Source organism: Candidatus Protofrankia datiscae (assembly GCF_000177615.2).
In the GTDB taxonomy this organism is placed as follows: Bacteria; Actinomycetota; Actinomycetes; order Frankiales; family Frankiaceae; genus Protofrankia; species Protofrankia coriariae.
The window spans coordinates 1,587,878-1,612,007 of sequence record NC_015656.1; the positions used below are offsets into that span (position 1 = coordinate 1,587,878).

Genomic DNA, 24,130 nt, shown 5'->3' on the forward strand with positions numbered 1-24,130 from the left:
GCTCACGGCCTCGGTTCACAGTCGCGGGACGTCCGCGCGGTGGGCCGGTTCGGGCTCGGGGCGCAGGACCGGGAGGTTCGGGCGCCACTCCGGCACCACGTCCAGCCTGGCCACCAGCTCCTCCGCGATCTCCGTCGCCGGTATCGGTATTCGTGGACGGTTCGCATCAGTCCGCAAGTCGCCATCTGGCGCAGGCTCATGGACTCGGGTTCGAGGATCAGGGGCATGCGTTGCTCGCGGTGGCCGCCGCGCTGGCCACCCGCACTCGGCCGGTACCGGATGAGGCGGCGGCGGTCGCCTCCCGGGCGGTCGCGCTGCCTGCGGACAGGCCGACATCGTCTGTCGCGGCGAAGGCCTGGGAGATCGCCGTCGGGCTGGCGCGGTGGCAGGACGTGACGGAGGTCCGGGAGTATCACGACCAGGTCCGCGTGCTGTCCGCACGGCTCGTGCTTCCGGGAGGGTCGAGATGACGCTGGAGTTCGGCGAGCCCGCATCCATCGTCGTGCCGACGGTGGTCACGGACCGGCTGATCCTGCGCTACTGGCGGCCGGCGGACATCGACCCGTACGCGGCGATGAACGCCGACGAGGAGACCATGCGCTACCTCAACGGCCCGTTCGACCGGGCAGGCACCGAGCGGCTGGTCACCCATCTGGCCGGCATGTGGGTGCTGTTCGGCTACGGCATGTGGGCGGTCGAGGACAAGGCCACAGGCGAGTTCCTCGGCCGGGCCGGGCTGTACTACGCCGACGGTTGGCCCGGGGTCGAGGTCGCCGTCTCCATCCGCCGGGACCGCTGGCGACAGGGCCTCGGTACCGAGGCGATCCGGACCGCGCTCGACTACGGTTTCGCCGCGCTCGGTGAAGACGAGCTGGTCACCGTCACTGACCAGGGCAACATCGGGGCGAACGGAATCGCCCGGAAACTCGGGATGAGCTTCCGGAAGATCGCCACGGTCGGTCCGTGGCGGGACAACAACATCTACGCCATCACCCGGGGGACGTGGGCGGCGCGTACCTCCTGATCAGGGCAGGGCTGGGACGCGTTCGAGGGTGCCCTGGATCGGCTGTGGGTTGATCAGCAGGTTCAGGATCGGGCAGGTGCGTTCCACCGCCTCGCGCAGCCCGCTGATCTCCTCGTCGGACGCGGGGGAGGACAGCCGTACGGCGTAGCGCAGGTCGTGCGGGTAGACCGGCAGGTCCTCGTAGCCGGGCTCGCCGGCGCGCGGGTCGAAGGTGGCGGTGACGTCGATGTCGAGGGAGTCCAGGGGGACGCCGAGCGTGGCCGCCTGGATCAGGTAGGTGTGGGTCAGGCAGCTGCCCAGCACGCCGAGCTGGATCTCCGGCGAGGTCGGCCCCAGGTTAGGCCCGGCCAGATCCGGCCCGCTGTCGCTGATGATCTGGAACTCGCGGGCCCGGATGCGGCGCACGCCGGTGCGTCCCTCCGCGGTGACGGTCGCCGAGACGGTCAGCGGTTTGACGTCGCCGGCGGCCACCCGCTCCCGATGGGCGAGGAGGGCGTCGCGTTTGCCGATCAGGTATTCGCTCAGACCGCTCACCGGGCCGTCCTCTCGTCGTCGCTCCGTCGTCGGCAAGTATGCCGGTCCGTGGCCTGCCGAACCCCGTGGCGCTCCGTGGCCGCACAGCTGTGCGGGTGACGCGGGACGGGAACCGCGTCACCCGCACAGTGCGTCACCCGGCGCGCTCAGTCGAACAGGTCCGGCTGTTCGGCGGTGATGATGTCCCAGTAGGGGGCGAAGCTGAAGCCGCCGAAGGAACGGCTGCGGCCCAGCGGCGCGGCGACCTCGTGCCGGACGGGCTTCGGGCGGCCGGCGGCTTCGGCGAGAAGCTGCGCGTGCGCGCTCTGGTCGGCGGTGACGAACAGCCACGCGGCCTCCTCCACGGACTGCCCGACGGTGAGGAAGCCGTGGTTCTGCAGGATCACGAGCTTGTTCGGCCCCAGCGCCTTGGCGATGTTGCGTCCTTCCGCCGTGTCGAGGACCACGCCGTTGAAGTCGGCGTAGAGCGAGTGGCTGCCATAGAACGTGAGGGCGTCCTGGGTGATCGGGTCGAGCAGCCGGCCGAGGGACGACCATGCCTTACCGGCCAGGGCGTGCGCGTGCGCGTGCGCCGCGGCGACGACGTCCGGGCGGGCGGCGTGCACCTGGGAGTGGATGGCGAACGCGGCCGTGTTGACGGGGCGGTCGCCGATGACGATGTCGCCGTTGTGGTTGACCAGCAGCAGGTCGGAGACCTTGATCTGGGCGAACGGCACGGCGAGCGGGTTGACCCAGAAGTGGTCGGGCAGCTCCGGGTCACGCGCCGTGATGTGGCCGGCGATGCCGTGGTCGTAGCCGAACCTCGCGAACAGCCGGAAGGCGGCGGCCAGCCGCTGCTTGCGGTGCAGCCGTATATCCTCGACGGAGCCCTCGGGCTCGGGGTGCTTCGGGACGTTCTGGTCGGCCACGCGCAGCGGGGTCTGCCGGAACTGCTCGCGGATGCTGGGGGCGAGGCTGGTGCTTGTGGACATGCCCTGATCTCCTTGACGTGACCTCGGACCTTGACGTGACCCCGGAAAGGATCTCGGAAAGGATCGTTGTCGTGGCACGCGCACCGCCCGCCGCCGTTTCCGCGTGCCCCTTGCTCATCCGAGCGGCGGATCGTGTTGCAGGGACTCCAGGAACACCAGCGTGCTGGCGGCCACCGTCCGGTAGCCGGGCCCGGTGATCACATCGTGCTGGCCGGGCACCATCGTGAGCCGCGCCCGGGGGGCCGTACGAATGATCATCTGGGTGAGCGGCAGCGGGCTCACCTGGTCGTCCACCCCGTGGACGAGCAGGATGGGCAGATCGGGCAGGGCCCGCGGGACCGGGTACACCGGGGCGTAGGCACCGCCGACGCCGCTGGCGCCCGCGGCATCCTCGCTGTTCCTGACGCCGCCGTCGGCGGTGAGGGGGCGTTGGAGCAGCGGCAGCCCGAGCAGGACCACGCCGTCCGGGCGCAGCGCCGGGGAGCCCGCCAGGGTCAGCGCGCGCAGCCCGCCGATGTCCGAGCCCAGCAGGACGAAGGGTGCTCCGGGAATACGTGCTTCGGCCAGTGTCGACACACTGGTGCCGGGCTCCTCCGAGACGGTGGTGGTGTAGCCGTCGAGGGCCAGCCGCAGCCGGAGCCCCTCGAAGGAGGCGACCGTCTCGTCCCGGCCGGTCAGGATGAGGACGGATCCCCGGCTGGGAGGCACACCGGGCGGCGCCTCGAGTGTGGTGGTCAGTGACGTGGCGTTACCGGCCGTATGTCCATGAATGCCGGTGGGCGGCCGTCTCGACGCGAATGTCGCGGGCGGCGCGGAGGTCATTGTGCATCTCCTGTCGTCGGATGGGAGCTGTCGCGATGGCCGGCGTGGATGCGTGCCGTTGTTTTTCTTCCGCGTCCCATGGGGGATGGAAACGAAACGTGCGGGAAACACGTGCTTTCGTCCTACGGAAGGAGAGCGACAGTCCGTGAGCGGGTCAGGCAGCGTGCGGGTGCACGCGATTATCGACGGAAGGAAGGAAGACCCGGACAGGCTGCTGACGCGACCCGCAGCAGATCAATGTGACCGCGGGTCACAAGCCGGGACTCGGTATGCACACCGTCCACGATGCGTGTGATGTGGGGTTGATGTCAATACTCGCCCCGGTCGGGCGCGGGACACCGATGGCACGTCGATGGCACACCGACGGCACGCCGGGAGCGCCCGGGCATCAGGAACGTCGGGCATCGGAAACATCGGACAGCAGGGACATCGCGTGTCGGCCGCTGCCAGGGCGCTGGCCGCGCGCGACGCGCCACCGACCGCCTGACGCGCCGGGCGGCCTGACGCGCCGGGCGGCCTGACGCGCCGGGCGGCCTGATACACCGGGCGGCCTGATACACCGGGCGGCCTGATACACCGGGCGGCCTGATACACCGGGCGGCCTGATACACCGGGCGGCCTGATGCGCCGATGGACCGTGGGTTCCCGGTGGGCCATGCTCCTACGTCGTGGCTACTTCCAGCGGTCGCTACTACCGGTGGTCATCACTCCGGTGAACGCCGCCGCTGGCCGCGCCCACCCGGATGGGCGCGGCCGCCACATGCGACGACCGCACGGGACGGAAGGACGGCGATGGGCGATTTCGTCGGGGCGATCGACCAGGGCACCACAAGCACCCGTTTCATGATTTTCGATCATGATGGCAGCGAGGTCGCCCGCCGCCAGCTCGAACACGCCCAGATCCTGCCGCGCGCGGGCTGGGTCGAGCACGACCCGGTGGAGATCTGGGAGCGCACGGCCGCCGTCGTCGCGGCGGCCCTGGCCGACGCCGGCCTCGGCGCCGCGGACCTGGCCGCGCTCGGCGTCACCAACCAGCGCGAGACCACGATCGTGTGGGACCCGCGCACCGGCCGGCCATACCACAACGCGATCGTCTGGCAGGACACCCGCACCGACCGGATCGTGGCCGCGCTGGAGCGCGACGGCCGCGGCCAGGTGATCCGGCGCCGGTCCGGCCTGCCACCGGCGACCTACTTCTCCGCGGGCAAGATCGCGTGGATTCTCGACAACGTCGACGGGGTCCGCGCCGCGGCCGAACGGGGCGAGGCCGTCTTCGGCACCGTGGACAGCTGGCTGCTGTGGAACCTCACCGGCGGGCCGCGCGGCGGGCTGCACGTGACGGACGTCACCAACGCCAGCCGCACCATGCTGATGGACCTGCACACCCTCGACTGGGACGACGAGCTGCTGGAGTTCTTCGGCGTCCCGCGGGCGATACTCCCGGCGATCCGGCCGTCGTCCGACCCGACCGGCTACGGCTCGACCACCGTCTCCGGGCCGCTGCACGGCGAGGTCGCGCTGACCGCGGACCTCGGCGACCAGCACGCCGCCACCGTCGGACAGGTCTGCTTCGCCCCCGGGCAGGCCAAGAACACCTACGGCACCGGCAACTTCCTCCTGCTGAACACCGGCCCGCGGGCGGTGCCCTCCCAGCACGGGCTGCTCACGACGGTCGGCTACCGCTTCGGTGACGACGATCCGGTGTACGCGCTGGAAGGCTCGATCGCCGTCACCGGGTCGGCCGTGCAGTGGCTGCGCGACCAGCTCGGCATCATCAGCAGCGCGGCCGAGAGCGAAACGCTGGCCGCGACGGTGCCCGACAGCGGCGGGATCTACTTCGTCCCGGCCTTCTCCGGGCTGTTCGCGCCGTACTGGCGTTCCGACGCGCGGGGCGCCGTCGTGGGGCTGTCACGCTTCCACACCGGCGCCCATCTTGCCCGCGCCGCGCTCGAGGCGATCTGCTACCAGAGCCGGGACGTGGCCGAGGCGATGCGGCTGGACTCGGGCGTGGCCCTGGACGTCCTGCGGGTCGACGGCGGTGTGACCGCCAACGACCTGTGCATGCAGACGCAGGCGGACATCCTGGGCGTCCCCGTCAGCCGCCCGGTGGTCGCCGAGACGACGGCGCTCGGCGCCGCGTACGCCGCCGGCCTCGCCGTGGGCTTCTGGAAGGACACCGGTGAGCTGTCCACGCACTGGCGGGAGGAGCGCCGCTTCGAGCCCCGCTGGTCGGCGGACCGGCGCGAAAGCGGCTACGCGGGCTGGCGCAAGGCCGTCGAACGCACCCTGAACTGGGTGGACGTGGACCCCGGTCCCGACCCCGGCCCCGACCCCGGGTGAGCCGGGTGCGAACGGACATGCACCGGTGCGCACCGAGGTGAACGTGCGGCATGAGCCGGCATGAGCCGGTGTGGACGGCTCCTGGTTGCGCGTCGAACATTTTTCCAGCAGTCGGGAACAGCCTGTGATTTCACTGGTTCCGGCCACGACAGAATAGCCGGAACAATCGCGCCGGCGGCTTCGGTGTGCGGTGGGCGACATACGGGCCCGCGGTTGCTTTGCTGTTGTCTCGGACGGGTAGAGCATACCTCGCGGGAAACCGGCCGCCGTTGGGGGTACAGCGGGTAACGGATAGCTCCCGGGTGGGTGCCCTCCGTTCGAAACATGGCCGTTACCATGTTACCTCGCTGCCGTGCGTCGCTTGTTGTTTCCATCACGCAGCGGCATCCTCGGGATCTGTCGCGGGCCGCATGCTAATGTCGATCATGCGTTACCGCCCGGTGCGGTCAACCGGCCGATAATACAAGGCCATCTCGCCGGCTATCTCTCGTGTACACCCATTTTTCTCCAAGTATTACTCGCGGAGGACCCGTGGCGAAGTCGAAATGGCAGAAGCAACTCAAGAAATACGACAGGCGGCTGCTTGAGGGTCAGTCCTTCGGCGAGGAACAGAAGACCGACTACCCGTTCGGCTGGTATTTCGCCAGGTACAGTGAGGATCTCGAACCGGGCCAGGTGCTGCCCGTCGAGTTCATGTCCCACCAGTTCGCGCTCTTCCGCGGGAAGAGCGGCCGGGTCGGCATGGTGGACAGCCAGTGCTGCCACATGGGTGCTGACCTCGGCCGCTGCGGCACCGTGGTCGATGACCGGATCAAGTGCGGTTACCACGCCTGGGAGTTCCGGACCGACGGCGGCTGCGAGGTCATCCCCGGGCTGGACCAGGCGAAGATCCCCCCGCGGGCCGGCCAGCGCGCGATCCCCGTCCGGGAGCACGCCGGGAACATCTGGTTCTGGTACGGCCCCGAACCGGTCGGCGAGTTCGTCGAGGTGCCCTACGCCGACTCCAAGAAGTACCTGAACCTCAAGGGCCAGATCTACACCGCCCGGGGAACGCTGCTGCCGGTCGCGGAACACGTTTCCGACATCTACCACTTCCCGGTCGCGCACAAGGGCGTAGGAAAGCTGGAGTACGCCATCCTGGTGAACAAGGAAGACCGCCTGGAATACCAGTTGCGGCCTGCCGACGCGACCGGCATGAAGAAGGTCCAGCGCTGGTTCAAGCCGTTCGCGTTCATCGAGATGATCGGGCCGTCCGCGTCGCTCTACCGGACGCAGAAGGACGCCACGGTCGACCGCTCCGGCCCGCTGCTGACAATTGTTCTCGGCGGCACCCCCGTCCGGGACGACCTGATGTTCTTCGGCTACCGGGTCATTGTCCGCAAAATACTCCCCGGCCCGCTGTTCGCGCCGCTCAACCACCTGATCGCGCGCATGATGTGGCTGACGGTCCGGCGGAACGTCTACGCCGACATCGACGTGCTGCGCTGGCTGCGGCATCCCGAGAAAACCCTCTGGGTGAAGCCGGACGGCCCGTCCGTCCGCGAGTTCCGCGCCTTCTTCCAGCGCCGTATCGCGCCCGGCTGGCGTTTCGGCGACCCAGCGCCGGAGGAATCCGCCGTCAGCGCGTAGCACCGTCGGCCGCGTGGACGGTGCCCGCGACGCCCGTGGGCTGGGCGGCCCGGTGGCCGGCACCGGTTGAGCGTCGGGTCCCTGCTGGGAGTGACCGGACGTCCAACCGGTGCCGGCGAGGCCCGAGACGACTCGGGCCCGTGACAGCGCGGGATCCCGGCAGGCCGCCACGCCGCCACGCTCCGCGAGCACCGGGTACGAGCGCCATGTGTGCAGGTCCGGCAGGCTTTTTGCGGGACCACCCAGAGACCGAGCGCGATCCACCTGCGCTGTAGAGTCGCTGGCCACGCACACATGGGGGGACCACGTGTTGGCCTTTTGTATATTACTGGCATTAATCATCATGATTGTCGGATTTGTCGGGCTGGTGCGCGGTCACCTGCACCAGGCGCGAATCCACAACCGCCGGAGCGCTGGAATCGTCACCGGGGCGAGCTTCCTGGGGCTTCTCGTCCTCACGGCACTGGCTCCGAAAAGCGATCAGGCGGCGGTGTCGGCGTCGGCCGCTCCGAGCGCGGTCGTGAGCCCATCGCCCACGTCCGCGTCGTCGACTGTCGGCGCTCCGCTGTCCGCGGCCGAGCCGCTGGCGGTCGCCGGTCAGCCGACACAACCGCCCCTGCCCGTCGTGACGGCATCCGATACTCCTGCCTCTCCTGGCATCCCCGTCGCCGTGATCACGACATCACGATCCGTCTCACCGCCGGCCGCACCCGCGCGGACGCCCGCACAGGCCGCCGCGGCCCCGGCGCGACCGGCACCCACCACCGCACCGGCCGCGCCTCCCGCTGTCTGCAACCCGGCCTATCCGGACGTGTGCCTGAAGGACGGGATCGGCGACTACGACTGCGCGGGCGGCTCCGGGAACGGCCCCAACTACGTCACCGGGCCGGTCCGGGTGCTCTCTCCGGACCCGTTCCGTCTCGACAGCGATCACGACGGCTTCGGTTGCGAGAAGCCCTGAGGCCGATGTGGCCAAGTTGGTCCGGTCGGGGCCTACCCGTGGGCCCCGACCCCGCCAGAGCCTGGTACATTCGGACCCGTCGCAGCGCACAGCACGCGACACGCGCCGCTAGCTCAATTGGCAGAGCAGCAGACTCTTAATCTGCGGGTTCGGGGTTCAAGTCCCTGGCGGCGCACCCTTCTTGACCTGCATTTATCACTCTTGGTGATGGCCGCCTGAAGATCAATGTACCCAACGGTGTACCCATCTGCAATCGATCACTGTTGGTCGGTGTCGGTGTCGGTGTCGGTGGGGTCGGGGCCTCCGGCTTCGTCCGCGTTGTCGTCCTCTTCGTCCGTGGGCCTGTCGCCGGTGAACAGGTGGTCCAGACGGCCCACGGCGTCCCGCTGGGTCTCGGGCATGACGTGGGTGTACGTGTTCATGGTCAGTTGGATGGTCGAATGTCCGAGTAGTTCCATGACCGTGCGCGCGGGCACGCCTTCGGAGAACAGCATCGAGGCGAACGCATGACGAAGATCATGTAGGCGGAGCCAGGGGAGTCCGGCCTTTTCCCGGAGCTGATCGAACCGGCGGTTGACGTTCCGTGGTTCCAGCGGGGTACCGATCGACGAGGTGAACACGAGACCCGTCTCAGTCCAGGCGTCGCCGCGTTCGAACCGTTCGCCTGCCTGCACCACCCGATGCTGACGCAGGAGCTCCACCAGCCGAGCCGCACTGTCACTCGGGAGGGCCGACGTGCGCCGTCGGGACATGCTGCTTCGTTCATCATTCGTTCTCGGTGCGCTCGCCGGCCCCAGCCGGGACTGGTTGTTGACCAGCCTGGACGCCGCCGACGCCGGACGACCCGCCCACGCGGACATGGCCGCGGTCGAGTCCATCCGCAACATGTTCGGCGTGTTCCAGGAAATGGACGTCATCCAGGGCGGCGGGGACATCGCCCGCCGCACCGTCGCCCAGTACCTCACCGAACACGTCCTCCCGCTCCTGCAGGAATCCCACCCCGAGCCCGTCCGCCAGGCCCTCTTCGAGGTCGCCGCCGAACAGACCTATCTCGCCGGATGGATGGCGTTCGACTCCGGCCAACACGGCATCGCGCAGCGCTACCTGATCCAGTCCCTCCGGCTCGCCGACGCCGCCGGTAACCGGATGCTCGGCGCCCATGTCCTGGCCGGACTCTCCGACCAGGCCACCCAACTCGGGCACCCCGACGAAGGGCTCCGGCTCGCCCGCGCCGGCCGCCACGGCCTGCGTGGTCTGCGTGCCCCCGCCGCCCTGACCGACCTGTACGTGTTGGAAGCCCGCGCCCTGTCGGTCCTGGGCCGCTCCACCGACACCGCCGCGACGATCGCGCAGGCCGAGAAGACCTTCGATCGCATCAACTCGGCGAACGAACCCGAATGGGCGAAGTTCATCGACGAGCCCTACGTCACCGGGGAGATCGCGAACAGTCTCCGCGACATCGGCGACCCGACCGAGGCCCACCGCTACGCCCGCCAGTCCGTCGAGGCCGCCCGTAAGCAGAACCGGGGACGCCGCGGGGCGCTGAGCCAAACCGTCGTCGCCGTCAGCTTCACCCAGCAAAACGATCTCGAAGGCGCCATCACCGCCGGCCACACGGCGATCGACATTGCCGCCGGAGTCCCCATCTCCGCCCGCTACGTCACCGCCATGACCGACCTGCGGAAACGACTCGCCCCGTACCAGCACAACACCCACGCCCGCGAACTCGTCTCCCGCATCGACCGCACCGCCCTCGCCACCACCGCAGCCTGACCACGCCGAACCCGGACCGGCGATCAGCGACACAGCCCGACGGACGACGTTGGCTACGTCGAGGCTGACTGACTGCCGAATTATCCGTTTTAGGATCAAGGCGCGGCGGCGGGCCGCGCCGCGCGGCCGGCTGCGCGTGGCCGTGGACGGCCATGCTCGCCGGGCGCGTCGCCGACCCGCCACCGCGCAAAATCTCACCGGGAATCCGGACGGCGGACACGTTCACGCTCCTCACCGGTTGGCTGTCCGACGCTGATCACCGCCGCGCACGCCGGGGACACACGCACAACCGAGCAGAGGGCACGCCAGCGCACAGCTGGGAGGACTGAACCAGGGCGCTGCGCTCACCGGACAGCCCGACCCGTACAGCCTGCCAGTCGCAGCACTCTTCTGTGGTCGCCTCCGCATCGGATCAGACACCGATGTGACAAGATTGCCGCGCGCTCCAGGCATGTTGGGGAAGGACTGGTGAGGGTTGATGTGGCGAGGGGTTGGGCGATGGGTGCGCCGTCGACGTGCACCCTTCTGGATAGCTCTGGCGATCGCCACAGTCAGTTTCCTCGCGATCTTTACCTCTGATCCATACACGGATTACGCACCTGCCGCTCGCTGGGGGAACGCACTCGGCGCTGCGGCGGTATTCGGAATACTGCCATGCTCCATCTGGTGGTTAGCACAATATCGGGTACGATCTCGCCAATCGAAATCACCTCACACTCTCGACTCTTCCAATTCTTCAAACACCCTCCCAGTAGGACAAAAAAGCTCCTCCCTGGTTCCGGAAATTGCAAACTTTCTTGGTAGCCTCATATCTAGACGCGCGCCGATACTACATGCGAAGCACCCACCGTTCTCCCGCGCTGCCACCTCCCACTCGCCTCACACTCATTACTCGCAGCTGCAAATGGACCTTGGCGCATACCAGTTACACCCATGGATCTTTTACGCCGCCAGTAGTCTTTGGCAAGGGGGGCATTACCGGCAGGCCGTCGAGCAAGCAGCAAGAGCCGTATCAGGAAACACACAGAAAAAAGTACGCCGGTTCGATGTATCAGACGATACATTGCTGCAAAACTTATTTAGCGAGGACGACCCGAAGCGGGATGCGCCGCGACTCTGATTTCCTGGAGATCGTCAGACTGCAACCTGGAAAAACAGAATGCGCGGCGCTCGCTTTTTTTCGCAGGGCCGCTATGCAGGGATTCGCAATATAGCGGCACACGAGTTGGAAGTCGCATGGTCTAAGGAAATGTGCCTCGAGTATCTGGCGGCATTTAGTATCCTCGCACGCTGGATAGACGAATGCGAAATAAATAGAATAGATTGACCCTGCCCTCCTACCAACAGCTCCCTCGCAGATGAAGAGATCCGCCCGACGTCCAATCGTGGGGCTGGACGCCTAGCTGACACTGCAGTGCGGGAGGCGATCGAAAGGCGTGCTGTTGATACAGTTATAACCAAATTCACCAGCAGAGGATACAGCGTCACTGACGTCGGCTCCATTCGTTCTTGGGACGTTGAAGCGCACCGGGGCGATGAGACGGTACACATCGAGGTAAAGGGCAGCGCAACCCGCCGCGAGGCTGTCGAGCTCACAGATAACGAAGTACGCCACGCCGAAGACTACCCGGACTCAGTGCTCGTCGTGGTCGACGATATCTCCTGGAGTCGAACAGAAGATGGTCACATAGTAGCCAGTGGAGGCACTTGGCGCGAGTGGTCTCCCTGGACCCCGTCCCGATCAGACCTACTTGCGACCCGATACTGTTATGTGCTGCCGAAGACGTAAGCAACACCCGAATGGACGGGCGAGACCGCATGAGCAGATGGCAGCCAAGCCCACGGACAACGGCGGATGCTCATGGACGTCCACGGACGCCGCCAGCTGCGTGAGCTGCACCGGTGGACGTTCGCGGATGTCGGCAGACGAACCATCGACGATCTCATAATCCGCAGGTCGATCCCTGGCTTTGGATTACACACCGTCGCGGCGGTCGACCGCCTACCGATCATCCTGACCAGCGGCATGTGCCCTATATGCGCGACGGCAACGGACACAAGCCTAATGACGACTTAGGGTCGGGATAAATCGGGAGGCGGTCGACCGAGAATTGATCAATTAATCACGATATCGGCCGCCGTATCCTACTCCGAAGGCGTCTCTACGGAAGATATATCAGCAGAGCTCCGCCATTCGCGCAAGTTCTGAACCACCTCCTCATAAAACTTTTCCAGCGTTTCGACTGTCGAGGTGATGAAAGTTCCCTTTCCAAGACCACGCTTTGTTCCGAGAGGCGCGCTGAGTGATATCTTAAATGATCGGATGTCGCGAGCGGGATCAGCGACCAGAAGATTAGGTTTCTGGCGTGCGACAGACAATAGCTCTGCCGATCCAGCGTCCCGAGATCCAGGATAGTAAGCTTCAATGCGAAGATTTCCGGTAGCGTCCTTGAGTTGTCGGAGAATCCAATTGACGCGGGTTAGCGGACGGCCTTGGCGAGGTGCTTCAATCCCAACAGAACAACTTATCCGACCTGCCCGAACATCGGTGACTATTCCGACTGGTCCGACCGTGTCCGGAACCCGAATCATGCTAGACAGCGTGCCCTGACTACAAATCTCGTCGGCCAACAGTTGACGTCTCTGTACGGCCTCCGCCTTCCGATGAAGGTGAGGAACAACCTCTAGGCCGAGCTGTCCGCCAAGATGGAGGCATAGGTATCGTGTCAGTTGATCAAAGCGTTCTGTAACGGTAACTAGTCAGGTAGTTTTTGATCTTGAGTTAGCTGATCGCGGGCATCCAGGGACGGCTGAGGTGCTGCCCATTCTACGGACACGCGATAACTGGACTATATCAGCTTTACGCCGCCTCTGGTATTGATGTCCGACTCGTCAGGTAGAGACGTTCGACGTGTTCCGGGGTGTGGTAGCCGAGGGTGGAGTGGAGTCGCTGCCGGTTGTAGAAGACTTCGATGTACTCGGCGATCGCACTGCGGGCGGCACGACGGGTTAGGTAAATTTCCCGATAGACGAGTTCGTTTTTCAGGGTGCCAAAGAAGGATTCGGCGGCGGAGTTGTCCCAGCACACTCCGGTGGCGCCTACGGAAGGTCGCACGCCGTGTCGTGCCAGCGTGCGATGGTAGGCGTCGGACGTGTATTGCGTACCGCGATCCGAGTGAAAAACCGCGTTCGGTGCAAGGGTGGTGCGGGACGCGGCCATGGTGAATGCGTCGACGACGAGTTCGGTCCGCATGTGACTGGCCATCGACCAGCCGAGAACCTTCCGTGAATAGCAGTCGATGACCGTGGCGAGATACAGCCAGCCTTCGCCGGTACGGACATAGGTGATGTCACCGACGAGCTTGGCCCCGGGGCGGGTGGCGGTGAAGTCGCGGCGGACGTGGTCGGTGGGCACCGGCGCCTGGCCGGGGATCGTGGTGCGGCGGTAGGCCCTGGGCTGGCAGGCCTTCAGCCCTGCTCGGCGCATGATCCGTCGGGCGAGGCGGACCGAGGTGGGCTGGCCCGACGCGGTCAGAGCGGCGGCGATCCGCCGCGCGCCGTAGGTCTGGCGCGAGGCGGCGAACAACGCCCGCACCTGGGTGTCCAGGGTGGTGTGCCGGCGGGTCCGGGACGACACCGGTCGCTGGTACCAGTCGTAGAAACCGGACGTCGACACCACGAGCCACTGGCACATTTTGCGTATCGGGTAGTTGTCCTTCTCCGCGGCGATCAGCTCGAACTTATCGATCACTGATGGCGTTGCGCGAAGAAGGCTGCCGCTTTTGAGAGGAACTCGCGCTCCATCCGGAGTTCCCGGTTCTCCTTCTCCAGCTCCCGTAGCCGGGCACGCTCGGACATCGACAGCGGTTCTTCTTCGCCTTGGTGGGCCCGACGCCAGGTGGCCACCCAGCTCCCCAGGGTTCCCTCGTTGATACCGAGGTCCTTCGCGATCGCCGATACCGGCCGACCCGAATCGATGACGAGTTTCACTGCCTCGTCCTTGTACTCGGGCGTGAACCGCCGCCGGGACTCAGTCATCAATCTCCTCCGCTCACGGATCAATTATCCCACATAGGGATCACTGTCCGAAGAACGGGGACCACCTCAGAACAGGCTGATGCCGTGTTTGGTGGCGGTGGACAGGTAGCTGCGGATCGCGCAGAACTGGCGGGCGCCGGTGAGCGTGCGTAGGCAGCCGGATACCTTCTGCCGTAGTTTGATCATGCGGATGTCGCGTTCGGAGCCGTTGTTGTCCGCGGGAACCCTGGAGTGATCCCGCTTCCGTGGACAGCGAACCTGAGGTTCGCTGTCCATAGGGAAGGAGCGTCATGGGGTCAGCTCGCCGGAAGTTCACCCAGGAGTACAAATCCGAGGCAGTAAGGTTGGTGCTCGACTCGGGCCGGTCGGTGACCGAGGTCGCGAAGAGTCTGGGTATCCACGAGACCACGTTGGGAAACTGGGTGAAGAAGGCGAAGGAGAACGGCGAGACCGAGGAGCGGCCGCTGTCGGTGTCGGAGCGCGCGGAACTTGAGGAGCTCCGGAAGAAGTACGCGCAGGCGCAGATGGACATCGCCTTCCTAAAAAAAGCGGCGAGCTTCTTCGCGAGCGAGCAGAAGTAAAGTTCGAGTTCATCTCGATACACGCTCCGAAGAAGCCTGTGTCCGCCGACGGCGCGAACACCTTTCCCGTCGACTACATGTGCAAGAAACTCGACGTGTCCCGACAGGGCTACTATGCGTGGAAGAAACGCGGCCCGTCTCGGAGGGAGAAGGACGACGCCACCTTGTCGACCATGATCAGAGCTGTTTTCGACCGTCACGAGGGGCGGTACGGCGTGCGGCGGATCTTCCACGAGATCCGCCGCCAGGGCGTCGCCGTCGCCTACAAGCGGGTCCAGCGGCTGATGGCGACGATGGGCCTGGTCAGCGTGCATCCGCGTCCCCGCCGGCCGGTGACGACGGTGCAGGCCGCGGACTCCTCATCGCTGCCTGATCTTGTCGGCCAAGACTTCGCCGCGTCCGCACCGAACCAGTTGTGGTACGGCGACATAACATATATTCGCACCTGGGATGGCTGGGTGTACATGGCCTCCGTCATCGACGCGTTCTCTCGGAAGATCGTCGGCTGGGCGGTCGCCGATCACATGCGCACCGAACTCGTTCTCGACGCGCTTCGTATGGCCGTCACCCGCCGGCGGCCACCCGGCGGCGTCATATTCCACGCCGACCGAGGCGGTCAGTACACCAGCCGTGAGTTCGTCGCCTTCTGTCGCGACAACAACGTCCGAAACTCCGTCGGCCGTACCGGGATCTGTTTCGACAACGCCGCGGCGGAGTCCTTCTGGGCCACCCTCAAGAAGGAGTTCGTCCACCTCCACCCGTTCGATACCATAGACCGCGTCCGGGCGGGGATCTTCGAATATGTCGAGATCTACTACAACCGGCAGCGGTTGCACTCCTCGATCGGCTATCTCACGCCTGTCGAGTTCGAGGAAGAATTTGACGGACAAACACTTCGTGCTGCATAGTTAGGACTGTCCACGAAAGTGGGAACCCTCCACCCGCCAGTCGCGGGTGAACCGAAGGTAGTCGGCTTCGCGGTCGACGAGCCGGCAGGCCAGGGCATGGCGGGCGGCCATGAGTTTCGTGCCGCGCGGCGAGGTCTGGCTGATCCCGATGTGAGCGGCGTGGCGCAGCTGCCGGGTCTGGGTGGCCGGTGCCTGCTCGTCGATGGTGACGCCGGTAGTGGCGGCGTCGACGGCGAGGCGGTGCAGGGCGACGAGCGCGTCGCCTGCCTGGGCGGCCCAGCACCAGGTTCCCGTCGGGGCCGCGTCGACGACGGCCTGTAGTTCGCGCAGCACGTGAGCGACGCACAGCTGGTGGGTGGCGCCGGTGTAGCTGTCGTAGGGGGCCCAGGCGTCGTGGACCACCACCCCACCGAAGGCGGGAAGCACCCCGAGGGCGTCGATCCCGCCGCTGCCGCGGGTGGCATGGCAGTCGATCAGCGTGTACTTGTCGGTGCGGGCGCAGTGCACCCAGTGCAGTTTCCCGGCGACCCGCAGCCCCGTCTCATCGGCCCCGATCACGTCGGCGGCGGCCAGCAGACCCCGGACGGTGTCACGGAAGCCGTCGAGTCCGGCGGCGGCACGGGCGGTCATCGCACCGACCGTGCCCGCCGAGATCGGGATCCCAACCAGCTCGGCCAGCGCGGTCGCGGTCCGCTCCTGCGACAGGAACTGACCGGAATACAGGTAGACCACCGCCGCGGCCACCCGCGGCCCGTACTGCACCGGCGCGTCCACCCCGGCCGGTGCCGCCGCCTTCGTCCGCGTCCCGCAGCCGCACTCCCGCTCGATGAGCTGATGTTCGACCACATGCGGACGTAGTTCGGGCAGGTCGAACACCTGCCGCCGTTCGGTCCGGGTCACAGGCCGGCCCGCAAGCCCCGCCCCGCACCCCGCACACGGCCCCGGCTCATGCCGCAGGCGCACATCAGGCTCAGCGAGCATCCGCAGCGTCGATCCCGGATGCCCGCCCCTGCCCACCGGGCCTGCGGCCGGTCTTCTTCCGCAGCGACTTCGGTGGCGGTTTCGCCAGCCCGTCCGAACTCGGTGGCTTCGCCGAGTTCCGCGAGTTCTTCGCGACCTGAGCTTCCAGCTCGGCGATCCGCACCCGCGCCTGTTCCAACGCCGCAGCGGTCTCGACCAGCTGCGCCCGCAGACTCACCACCAGCGCCGCGAGCTCGTCATACGACGGCACCGGCGGCGACGCGGGCGGACCATCCGACACACCCGGACCCTACGGCCCGATCAACCACACAGCACCAACGACCCGGGCCTTCAGGCCATCGAGGAGTCCCAGCCAGCCGGGAAACCAAAAACAAACGATCTACCAGACCTGACCAGTTACCTGTAACGAAGGGTAGACCCTTGTCTGAAGGTCGCAACGTACCGTTAGCCACGCTGTCTCTGACAGGCACCCAATGAGGGCCCATATCGTCAAACATGTGGGCACCGGAACGCGCGTGCTCAAGATAGCGAAGAAATTCGGTCAGAATATACTCTTGAGTCTGATCCGCCACGCCGTTGTTCTCTATCAATAGCTGGCAGTAAAAGCGGACCTCAGCCCATGAGAGATGATGGACTCCGACCTTCTTCGTTTTTCGCCCATCGATCGGCACTGGGTGCCGCTCACCAACCGCTGCAATGCGGTTAGAGATCGTAAGAACAGCGTCGAACCTCTGCTCTCGTGCAATGTCCAAGTACGTCTCAACCTGATCCTGGCGAAGCTCAGCGGTCCCGGTCTTCACCTCAACGAGTGCCTGCCAGACACGCTGGCCTCGCTTCACCCTAATCAGACCGTCCGGTACGTAAGGCTGATCCGACAGGACGAAGGGCACCTCGATAAATGTATCGATTTGACCGGCGGGCGCTCCGAACCGCGTTGTGATGGATCGGCCGAACTCGCGGACCGAGGATATGACAGCAAGGAGTGCCGAGGTTGCGCGTCTCTCCTGTTCCTCTGCGCCACCGATTCCGGCTACTGGAAAGAGCCGGGCGGCTTGCCAGTTCTGGTCAATGCCAGAAGATGCTACGCGTCGCCTTCTCGATGAAGACAACCTGCGAGCAGTTCTCCTTTTCTTGGTACTGATCGCTTGGGTACGTCCCGCAACAGCAGGCGAGTGACCCGAACGAGCGCTTTCAACTGATTGCGACTCTACATCGGCACCTTGGCCGTCCGAGGCAAGCCCCGAATCAGCCGTAGTATCTCCATTATCTTTGACCGCTGCCGCATCGTCTGCGTCCGCTTCAGATTCATCCTCGCCAGGTTGAAGTCCTTGGTCATCATTTGGCTCGACCTCGATACCGTAGTCGGTCACGAGCGCAGCTAGGCCGGCTTTGTACCCTTGACCAACTGCCCTAAACTTCCACTGCCCGGCACGCCGATAGATCTCACCAAAGACAAACGCGGTCTCGACAGTTGCATCAGATATATCGAAACGAATCAGCTCTTCTGCGTCGGAGCCCTTCAGAAGGCGTAGCCTCAAGTATGCTAGCCGACCGAAGCAGCCTCCCTCTTCGCCGTCAAGACTGGCAGCAAGAACGAGGCGCTCAACGCTGTCCGGCAGATCATCCATATCGATTTCGACGATATCCGCGAAGGCGGTGTATCGCTCCTCGATGGAGGAAGTCTTACCACGGATTCTGACTGCCCCCTCAGCGCCCGTGGGTTGGTTGTAAAAAATCAGATCGTCGTTGGACCTTACCTTTCCATCGTCTCCCAGAAGGAGGATGCTTGCGTCGGCATCGAGCGGATATTGATTCTCGACAGCCCATTCAAGCATGACCGAAATAGACCCAAGCTCGTCGGCCAACGCGCTAAGGGTGACGTTCCCCCCCTTGCGTATGGCCGCCCCAGTCGCAGCACACACGTCGCGCATACTAGTCTCGGTCCGGTCATAACAGTGACGCGGTATCCGAAACTTGACTACAAACAACAGATGCCCTATTTCAAGACAAGGTTCACCCATGGCCCATATGCCACGCCGGTAACCAGCGAGGTTCGGTGTCGTCAGGTCGAGCAGTAGCACCTCAGCTGGTCTATGGGGCAGCCGGCCGGACCCACGGCCGCTTGCCGGGTCGAAGGCGATCCACAGCGCGACTCCGCATGGCCGCTCACACGGACAGCTACCGATGACAGCAAGGCCGGAAGACGAGCACGGACGACCGAGACGCGTTCAGCAAACTCGACGGACGTCGACGGACCTCCGCCAACGCGTCATTCGTACCTCTGCAAATCCCCAAGCCTGCTGCACGCTCGGTGAGAGGCATCCCGGCGGCTTATGTACTGCAGTTGTACTGCAATGGGTGTGGACGACCACGGACGTCGGTGAACGGTCCCAAGCCCGTGACCTGCATCGACGGACGTTGGTGGACATCCATGGATGTATCGCCGAGGGCTACGGATCAAGAGGTTGGCGCGTCGGGTCTGTAGCCAAGTGTGTAGCCCAGCCGGCAGACATCAGCGGACGCCGACGGACAGACGCGGAGTCGGCGCCCAGGCCATGCCGACTGTGCGGACGACCCCGGACACCGGCGGACGAACTGTACCGACTTTGCAAGGCAGAGGTCCAGCCCCGCGGCAGACGAACGCCGCGGTGAGTAGACGTACGGTCGGCCATGCTTGCCGGGTATTGCCAGCGCACAGTCTTCCCTCGAGATGACTACTGAGAAGGGCTTGCCTGTCCGGTATGGTACAGATCGTGAGACGACTGTTTACTAAGCGCGAGAGCGAGGTGGCCGAGGAAGAGGCCAGGGCTCGCGGTGACTATGTCGAGTATTTCACTGAAGAGGCCACGAGCGAGTTCCGGCATCAGGTCCTCGATTTGATCAATGATCTATCGGATGAGCTTCGCCGAAATTTTGAGAAAGAAATCGGGTCGATTCTCGTTCGCGAGTACGGTGTGCCATTTCTCGTTGGGCCGAACTTGATACCAGAGGACGACTTCCGCACGTTTGTTCTGAAGAGGGCGAAAGCGGATCAGATCATGGATATCATCCATATAACGATGGATCTGACAGAACGATCGTACGGCAGCTATAAAGCGTACCTAACGCTAGTTCGCACCGTCTCAATTCGTCTCCGCGAGAACAAGATGGCGTACGATCTAGTCGACGGCCAGATTGTTCGGAAGAAGTCGCAAGAGCTCCATGCGGCCGTAGTTCAACCCGCGCTCACACTTCTCCATGGGAGAAAGAGATTCAGCGAGGTTGAACGTCAGTATCAAGACGGACTCAAAGAACTTTCAGAAGGCCATTGGGGCGACGCGGTCACCGATGCGAATGCGGCCGTAGAACTCGCGCTGAGGATTGTTCTCGGGTACGAGCAAGGGCAACTTCCTTCACTTCTCGGCGAGGCTCGCAAGAAAGGCTACTTTGGTCAGGCCCAGGAGCGGTCCTTGAGAAGGGCTGTCGATGGGTTCAGTGCACTCTCTGAAATCAGAAACTCCCAGGGAGATGCACATGGAAACACCACGGACGAAGCAACCGCATGGTTATGTATTCATTGGGCCGGGGCATTGATCGTATACATTGTGCAGCGAGACGAGGATCTTAATTTTTCTCGGTAGTGTTGGGCTGCAAACCGGCGTGATCGTTTGTATGAATATTCCTCTTGTTCATGAGACGCGGAAACTGATGAGGAATTGGGCTGCCGAGCCTCTACGCGCGGGATACACCTGTGGTGCAGGTCAGTTTGCCATCGAATCTTTTATCGCGCCGCGGTGATCAGCCGGGGATATACTGTCGGCATTGTGCACTGTGCTGCAGCTGAAAGAACCGCAAACCACACAGGCTCAACGTGACGAACGCGGGCGGCCCTCCACAGATGGGCTTGCCCCTGTCTTGTAATCGGAAGGGTTGGCTCGCGAGTCGCGAGCCAACCGTGTAGTCCAGTCGGTGGACACACTCGAACAACGGCGTACGCGATCGAACCCGAGGGCCAGCACGGCCGACTATGCGGACGAGCCCGGACGGAGTGGATGGGGGGTACCGACTGTTGCAAGGGGCGGGTTGAAAGTGGGGTTCGAGACTCGTAGGACCGAGAGCATCGATACGATCAGCCGCTATGGACGACTTCTGGCAGCAGCATGCGCGAGTTGATGAAGAAGATCGCGCTGGTCGCGTGGAGCGCAGCCGTCATGTAGCTGCATGGTTATCCGGCTATGACTATGGCGCGCATTCAGGTGGCGAGGAAGCGAAAATCGCTCTCACCGAGGCGATCTACTGCTATGTCTATCATCTACCGTTGGCTGCGATTGCATCGGCTCACATATTCTGCGAAAGAGAGCTTGCCGGCTTATTTGGCCACCTCTTAAATGGGCAGCCGAAAGGATGGGAGCATTGGGGACTTGGCCCCTTGGTTGACGAAGCGTTCCGTCGCGACTGGATTTCTTCCGATCTTGCTGAAGATCTACGTCGGTTAACAGCAGTACGACGCGGACTAGGACATTTCAGGCGACCAACTGCCCCCGATTCGCTCTTCAGTCGACGTCTCGATTTCCTACCTTTACCGGAGTTTGTGGACGGCTCCACAATCCTTCTACATGACGCTGCCGACGCGTTACAGAGCGCTTTTAGGCTTGGTTATGATCGTCGTGAGGGTTTCTGGAGGATGACCCCCAGCTGATGAGGAAGGGATCGCCGTGCCGGCCGCGAACCCGTAGCAACGGTGCCCACCGGGTCGGACCGGGGCGCTACGGCGAGCATGAAATCGCCGCGGACCTGGGCAGGAACGTTCCCGGCCAGGTCGGCGATTGCAGGTCCACAGGTTCCCCAAGCTTGTAGCGTGGAACGCGTCGGCACTCGCTCCGATCCGTCCAAGTGTACCTATTGCTGTACCCAAGCCGGCGGACGTCGGCGGACGAGCAGGAGCACCGGCGGACGGCGAGCGCAGGTCACGCCGACACGGCGGACGTCCACGGACATCAGCGGACGAACCGCTCTTTTCTCTTAATCTGCGAGTTCGGGGTTCAAGTCCCTGGCGGCGCACTCGCTGGCTTGCCGGCTCGCCGATCTCTGATCGGCTTCGCCGAGGGACGTGATATCTACCCGGGGGACGAAGCCGCGAGGTCGCCCTTGCTGCTGGACAGGGAACCCACGAAGTCCGGCAGCGGCTACTCGTCGCTGCCGTCCTCGGTCGGGGTGCTTTCGCGCACGAGAGCCAGGATCGGCGCCATCTGCGATTCGGGCAGCCGGTCGATCAGTCTGTGCAGCTCGTCCCGCAAGATGCTCACAGAGCACAGGATACGGCCGCGGGCAGTGACCGACTCGCCAGATCCACTTGGCGTACGACTTTGTGGCCCTGTCAGCGTAGGCGTATCGGCGGGCTTGCGGCGAGTTGGTGGGGCTGGGTCCTGGCGGGGGCGAGGCCGGCTGGTGTGCGTGGCTCCCGCCCCCCGCGGTGCTGCTGGGTCAGCCCAGGGGCAACGTCAGGTATGCGGCACTGCCGTCGGGCGAGCTGATCGTTGTGGTGCTGCCGTCGACGCTCGCGTCCGAGTAGAGCGGGTCCTTGCTGGTGACGGCGAGCATCAGCCGGTGGTTCGGGGCCAGGTCGTATCCGGCGGCCTGCAGCCTCCAGGTGATGTTGTGGTCCTGCCCGGGAGTCAGGTCGGTGAGTGTGAGGGGCTCGTGCGTGATGATGCGGGCCGTGTTGTCAGGGCTGACGTCGAACAAGTAGGCCACCAGGGTCGTGGACTGGGCCGAGCTGCGCACGGTCAGTGTGAGCTCGGGGATGCCTCGGATCCGGCGGGCTGCGTCGCCGTGGCTGTCTGCCGTGATCGGAGCGCTGGTCCAGACCGCGAGGTTCTGGCGGTCGAACTTGTCCGTGTTGTAGCTCTTCGGGTTGCCCTTCCACTCGGCCTGGCCGGTCGTGATGATGGCGTCCACCGCGGTGGCCTCGGTCAGCTGCCCGGCGGTGAACTCCCGGGTCCAGCCCGTTTCCGGAGCGGTGTGCAGACCGCCGTCACGGCTGCCCGACGCGGTGGCGGTCAGGTACCACCGCTCGGTGGAGGTGGTGACATCCTCCCAGGACGCTCTGGGCTCGCGGATGGCCGGTTCGGTGATGACGTTCTTCCCGGTCTGCGGATCGGTGCTGGTCCGGTAGGTGAACATGATCTGGCTGTTGACCGGGGACCAGTCGGGTACGTCGTTGGCGAGCCCGCCCACATAGTGGTCCAGCCAGGCGAATGCCTCGTCGACCGGCAGGTTCGGCCCGCTGAACGGGATGGTCAGGCCGGCGCCCTCGGGTGCGGCGTGGTCGCCGATCCACAGGTTCAGCCGCTTCGGCACTGTCAGCCGGTCGAAGTGCTCGACGACCTGGTTGCCCGGGAACAGCGTCTCGTGCCAGGTGTGGGAGAAAAACGTGGGAATGCCGCGGGCATTGGTCTGCTCGACATACGACGACGGTGCCCGCTCCGTGCCCCACGCCACTACGTCGTCGAGGTTCTGGCCGGCCTGGAAATCCGCCAGAATCTGCTGGGTGGCAGCGTCGAACTTCTGCTCGACCGGGCCACCGGTGAAGTTGATCAGGGCGGTCACCGCCGCCAGATGCCGGGTGTCGTGCTGGTAGAGGCTCGCGGCCAGGTCGCCCCAGGTACTCAGGGCCACGACCGCGTCCACGCGCCCCGCCGGATCGTGCGCCGCGACCAGCTGGCTGATACCCGAACCGTACGATTCGCCCAGGAAGGCGATCCGGCTCGGGCCGAAGTGCTGCTGGGCGTAGCCGATGACGGTTGAGCCATCGGTCCAGTCCGAGGGCCCGGCCACATCGATCGTGCCCTCGGAGGTGAACGGGCTGCCGGTGAAGCCGATTCCACGCGGGGTGTAGGCCAGCACGTGGTAGCCGCGCAGCGCCAGCTGGAGGTACGTGTACTCGAACAGGGCCCAGCCGAAGGGCGTCCAGCCCGAGGGCACGATCACCACGGGTCGGGGTTCCGAGGTCCTGAGCCTGATCGTGTGTGCCGACAGCCGTACTCCGTCGGTGGCGGTGATCCGGAGAAAGTCGACGCTCGCCGTCTGCCGCACCTGCTCCGTCAGCTTCTGGAGGTCAGGGGTCAGCAGCGCCTTCTCAGCCGTGCCGCTCAGCGCGGCGATCAGCGCCTGCGCGACGTTGACGGCGGCCGGGTCGAGAGAGGTGGCCGAGGTATAGATGCCGCTTTCGGCGATCCGGCTCAACTGTGCCGCGGTGACCGCGTTGATCGTGCCGTCTTCCTGCGGGTGGCTCACGAAGCCCGTCCTCTCACTATCGCCGACCGAGCATGTGGGGCGGCCGGCACGTGCTGTCCGCCGGAGATCCCGGCATTTTCATGGTCTTTTTCTTCGCCGCGGCAAAGTGGATAGGGCGTGCGGAAGCGCATAAACCGCTCAGATGCGAGTCGGGTGCTCCCTGAGCGCCACGTGGCCAGGGGCCATCCCTGAAATAGGAGGAGGCCAATGTCTTCAGGTAAGCGGACTCCGGTCAAAGCTTGCGCACAAGCGGTCAAACCAGTCGATTCCCAGGTGATGTGTCCGTGGCAGCC

22 protein-coding genes, 1 tRNA gene and 2 pseudogenes are annotated in these 24,130 nt (G+C 65.0%); 13 read left to right on the forward strand and 12 right to left on the reverse strand.

Features of this window, described 5'->3' with window-relative positions:
- Positions 1–15: 15 nt before the first annotated feature.
- Positions 16–177, reverse strand: coding sequence for a hypothetical protein (locus FSYMDG_RS25890; protein WP_157490979.1), 162 nt, complete (start codon positions 175–177; stop codon positions 16–18).
- A gap of 53 nt (positions 178–230) precedes the next feature.
- Here FSYMDG_RS25890 and FSYMDG_RS06585 point away from each other — a divergent pair, with 53 nt between their 5' ends.
- Entirely contained in the window at positions 231–470 is a 240-nt protein-coding gene (locus FSYMDG_RS06585) for a hypothetical protein (protein ID WP_013872803.1), read from the forward strand.
- The gene (locus FSYMDG_RS06590) at positions 467–1,024 is read left to right on the forward strand and encodes a GNAT family N-acetyltransferase (RefSeq protein WP_013872804.1); all 558 of its coding nucleotides are present in this window, start codon (positions 467–469) and stop codon (positions 1,022–1,024) included. The genes FSYMDG_RS06585 and FSYMDG_RS06590 overlap by 4 nt, the downstream gene beginning before the upstream one ends.
- Here FSYMDG_RS06590 and FSYMDG_RS06595 read toward each other — a convergent pair whose 3' ends face one another.
- From FSYMDG_RS06595 to FSYMDG_RS30000, 4 genes are all read right to left on the reverse strand, one after another.
- Positions 1,025–1,558: an OsmC family protein gene (locus FSYMDG_RS06595; RefSeq protein WP_013872805.1), complete on the reverse strand. Its 534-nt coding sequence runs from the start codon at positions 1,556–1,558 to the stop codon at positions 1,025–1,027.
- Between the two features lie 146 nt (positions 1,559–1,704).
- Entirely contained in the window at positions 1,705–2,529 is an 825-nt protein-coding gene (locus FSYMDG_RS06600; RefSeq protein ID WP_013872806.1) for a class II aldolase/adducin family protein, read from the reverse strand.
- A 114-nt stretch (positions 2,530–2,643) separates the two neighbouring features.
- Positions 2,644–3,351: a hypothetical protein gene (locus FSYMDG_RS06605; RefSeq protein WP_013872807.1), complete on the reverse strand. Its 708-nt coding sequence runs from the start codon at positions 3,349–3,351 to the stop codon at positions 2,644–2,646.
- A 179-nt stretch (positions 3,352–3,530) separates the two neighbouring features.
- Positions 3,531–3,635: a putative leader peptide gene (locus FSYMDG_RS30000; protein WP_420848661.1), complete on the reverse strand. Its 105-nt coding sequence runs from the start codon at positions 3,633–3,635 to the stop codon at positions 3,531–3,533.
- 508 nt (positions 3,636–4,143) lie between these two features.
- On the opposite strand from FSYMDG_RS30000, the gene glpK reads away from it, so the two are divergent.
- The 4 genes from glpK to FSYMDG_RS06625 all read left to right on the forward strand — a co-directional run bounded on the left by glpK (position 4,144) and on the right by FSYMDG_RS06625 (position 8,456).
- Positions 4,144–5,691 (forward strand): glycerol kinase GlpK, encoded by a 1,548-nt coding sequence (gene glpK, locus FSYMDG_RS06610; protein WP_013872808.1) that lies wholly within the window; start codon positions 4,144–4,146, stop codon positions 5,689–5,691.
- A gap of 531 nt (positions 5,692–6,222) precedes the next feature.
- Positions 6,223–7,320, forward strand: a complete 1,098-nt coding sequence (locus FSYMDG_RS06615) for a Rieske (2Fe-2S) protein (RefSeq protein WP_013872809.1) — start codon at positions 6,223–6,225, stop codon at positions 7,318–7,320.
- 343 nt (positions 7,321–7,663) lie between these two features.
- Positions 7,664–8,281 (forward strand): hypothetical protein, encoded by a 618-nt coding sequence (locus tag FSYMDG_RS06620; RefSeq protein WP_050803369.1) that lies wholly within the window; start codon positions 7,664–7,666, stop codon positions 8,279–8,281.
- 102 nt (positions 8,282–8,383) lie between these two features.
- A tRNA-Lys gene (locus FSYMDG_RS06625) sits at positions 8,384–8,456 on the forward strand.
- 82 nt (positions 8,457–8,538) lie between these two features.
- Here the strand turns inward: FSYMDG_RS06625 and FSYMDG_RS06630 are convergent.
- On the reverse strand, positions 8,539–9,033 hold the full coding sequence (locus FSYMDG_RS06630) for a tyrosine-type recombinase/integrase (protein WP_237703013.1): 495 nt from the start codon (positions 9,031–9,033) through the stop codon (positions 8,539–8,541).
- Positions 9,034–9,091: 58 nt separating this feature from the next.
- Here FSYMDG_RS06630 and FSYMDG_RS06635 point away from each other — a divergent pair, with 58 nt between their 5' ends.
- The 3 genes and pseudogenes from FSYMDG_RS06635 (at position 9,092) to FSYMDG_RS30010 (ending at position 11,843) form a co-directional block, all read left to right on the forward strand.
- On the forward strand, positions 9,092–10,054 hold the full coding sequence (locus FSYMDG_RS06635; protein ID WP_165440839.1) for a hypothetical protein: 963 nt from the start codon (positions 9,092–9,094) through the stop codon (positions 10,052–10,054).
- 904 nt (positions 10,055–10,958) lie between these two features.
- A pseudogene (locus tag FSYMDG_RS30005) lies at positions 10,959–11,381 on the forward strand (TIGR02391 family protein).
- Between the two features lie 87 nt (positions 11,382–11,468).
- Positions 11,469–11,843, forward strand: coding sequence for a protein NO VEIN domain-containing protein (locus tag FSYMDG_RS30010; RefSeq protein WP_157490981.1), 375 nt, complete (start codon positions 11,469–11,471; stop codon positions 11,841–11,843).
- A 1,071-nt stretch (positions 11,844–12,914) separates the two neighbouring features.
- Here the strand turns inward: FSYMDG_RS30010 and FSYMDG_RS06645 are convergent.
- Together FSYMDG_RS06645 and FSYMDG_RS22835 are read right to left on the reverse strand one after the other, a co-directional pair.
- Positions 12,915–14,092, reverse strand: a protein-coding gene (locus FSYMDG_RS06645) for an IS3 family transposase (protein WP_085948540.1) whose coding sequence is annotated in 2 segments (ribosomal slippage) — positions 12,915–13,831 and positions 13,831–14,092 — 1,179 coding nt in all. Because the reading frame shifts where the segments join, the coding sequence is not laid out codon by codon here.
- A gap of 66 nt (positions 14,093–14,158) precedes the next feature.
- A pseudogene (locus FSYMDG_RS22835) lies at positions 14,159–14,317 on the reverse strand (IS66 family transposase); the annotation flags it as partial.
- Positions 14,318–14,382: 65 nt separating this feature from the next.
- Between FSYMDG_RS22835 and FSYMDG_RS28040 the strand changes: the two are divergent.
- Both FSYMDG_RS28040 and FSYMDG_RS06665 read left to right on the forward strand, forming a co-directional pair.
- Positions 14,383–14,673, forward strand: coding sequence for a transposase (locus tag FSYMDG_RS28040; RefSeq protein ID WP_043602641.1), 291 nt, complete (start codon positions 14,383–14,385; stop codon positions 14,671–14,673).
- 17 nt (positions 14,674–14,690) lie between these two features.
- A complete protein-coding gene (locus tag FSYMDG_RS06665) occupies positions 14,691–15,581 on the forward strand; it encodes an IS3 family transposase (RefSeq protein ID WP_237703101.1) in 891 nt (296 codons plus the stop codon).
- Here FSYMDG_RS06665 and tnpC read toward each other — a convergent pair whose 3' ends face one another.
- From tnpC to FSYMDG_RS24135, 3 genes are read right to left on the reverse strand one after another with little or no spacing between them, the layout of a single operon-like run.
- Entirely contained in the window at positions 15,582–16,562 is a 981-nt protein-coding gene (gene tnpC / locus FSYMDG_RS06670) for an IS66 family transposase (protein ID WP_237703102.1), read from the reverse strand.
- A complete protein-coding gene (locus FSYMDG_RS28045; protein WP_237703014.1) occupies positions 16,552–16,842 on the reverse strand; it encodes a DUF6444 domain-containing protein in 291 nt (96 codons plus the stop codon). The genes tnpC and FSYMDG_RS28045 overlap by 11 nt, the downstream gene beginning before the upstream one ends.
- A complete protein-coding gene (locus FSYMDG_RS24135; protein WP_083828173.1) occupies positions 16,799–18,583 on the reverse strand; it encodes a TerD family protein in 1,785 nt (594 codons plus the stop codon). The genes FSYMDG_RS28045 and FSYMDG_RS24135 overlap by 44 nt, the downstream gene beginning before the upstream one ends.
- A gap of 732 nt (positions 18,584–19,315) precedes the next feature.
- On the opposite strand from FSYMDG_RS24135, the gene FSYMDG_RS25900 reads away from it, so the two are divergent.
- Together FSYMDG_RS25900 and FSYMDG_RS25905 are read left to right on the forward strand one after the other, a co-directional pair.
- Positions 19,316–20,182, forward strand: coding sequence for an AbiJ-NTD4 domain-containing protein (locus FSYMDG_RS25900; protein ID WP_131773890.1), 867 nt, complete (start codon positions 19,316–19,318; stop codon positions 20,180–20,182).
- A 497-nt stretch (positions 20,183–20,679) separates the two neighbouring features.
- On the forward strand, positions 20,680–21,240 hold the full coding sequence (locus FSYMDG_RS25905; protein WP_131772294.1) for a hypothetical protein: 561 nt from the start codon (positions 20,680–20,682) through the stop codon (positions 21,238–21,240).
- A gap of 785 nt (positions 21,241–22,025) precedes the next feature.
- Here the strand turns inward: FSYMDG_RS25905 and FSYMDG_RS06690 are convergent.
- On the reverse strand, positions 22,026–23,837 hold the full coding sequence (locus FSYMDG_RS06690) for an alpha/beta fold hydrolase (protein ID WP_013872816.1): 1,812 nt from the start codon (positions 23,835–23,837) through the stop codon (positions 22,026–22,028).
- Positions 23,838–24,130: the final 293 nt, after the last annotated feature.

What these genes read in the sequence shown, in the direction of transcription:
- FSYMDG_RS06590 (WP_013872804.1), top strand. Translation starts at nt 467, where the DNA reads ATGACGCTGGAGTTCGGCGAGCCCGCATCCATCGTCGTGCCGACGGTG.
- FSYMDG_RS06600 (WP_013872806.1), bottom strand. Translation starts at nt 2,529, where the DNA reads ATGTCCACAAGCACCAGCCTCGCCCCCAGCATCCGCGAGCAGTTCCGG.
- FSYMDG_RS06605 (WP_013872807.1), bottom strand. Translation starts at nt 3,351, where the DNA reads ATGACCTCCGCGCCGCCCGCGACATTCGCGTCGAGACGGCCGCCCACC.
- glpK (WP_013872808.1), top strand. Translation starts at nt 4,144, where the DNA reads ATGGGCGATTTCGTCGGGGCGATCGACCAGGGCACCACAAGCACCCGT.
- FSYMDG_RS06620 (WP_050803369.1), top strand. Translation starts at nt 7,664, where the DNA reads ATGATTGTCGGATTTGTCGGGCTGGTGCGCGGTCACCTGCACCAGGCG.
- FSYMDG_RS06630 (WP_237703013.1), bottom strand. Translation starts at nt 9,033, where the DNA reads ATGTCCCGACGGCGCACGTCGGCCCTCCCGAGTGACAGTGCGGCTCGG.
- FSYMDG_RS28040 (WP_043602641.1), top strand. Translation starts at nt 14,383, where the DNA reads ATGGGGTCAGCTCGCCGGAAGTTCACCCAGGAGTACAAATCCGAGGCA.
- tnpC (WP_237703102.1), bottom strand. Translation starts at nt 16,562, where the DNA reads ATGCTCGCTGAGCCTGATGTGCGCCTGCGGCATGAGCCGGGGCCGTGT.
- FSYMDG_RS24135 (WP_083828173.1), bottom strand. Translation starts at nt 18,583, where the DNA reads ATGGGTGAACCTTGTCTTGAAATAGGGCATCTGTTGTTTGTAGTCAAG.
- FSYMDG_RS25905 (WP_131772294.1), top strand. Translation starts at nt 20,680, where the DNA reads ATGGACGACTTCTGGCAGCAGCATGCGCGAGTTGATGAAGAAGATCGC.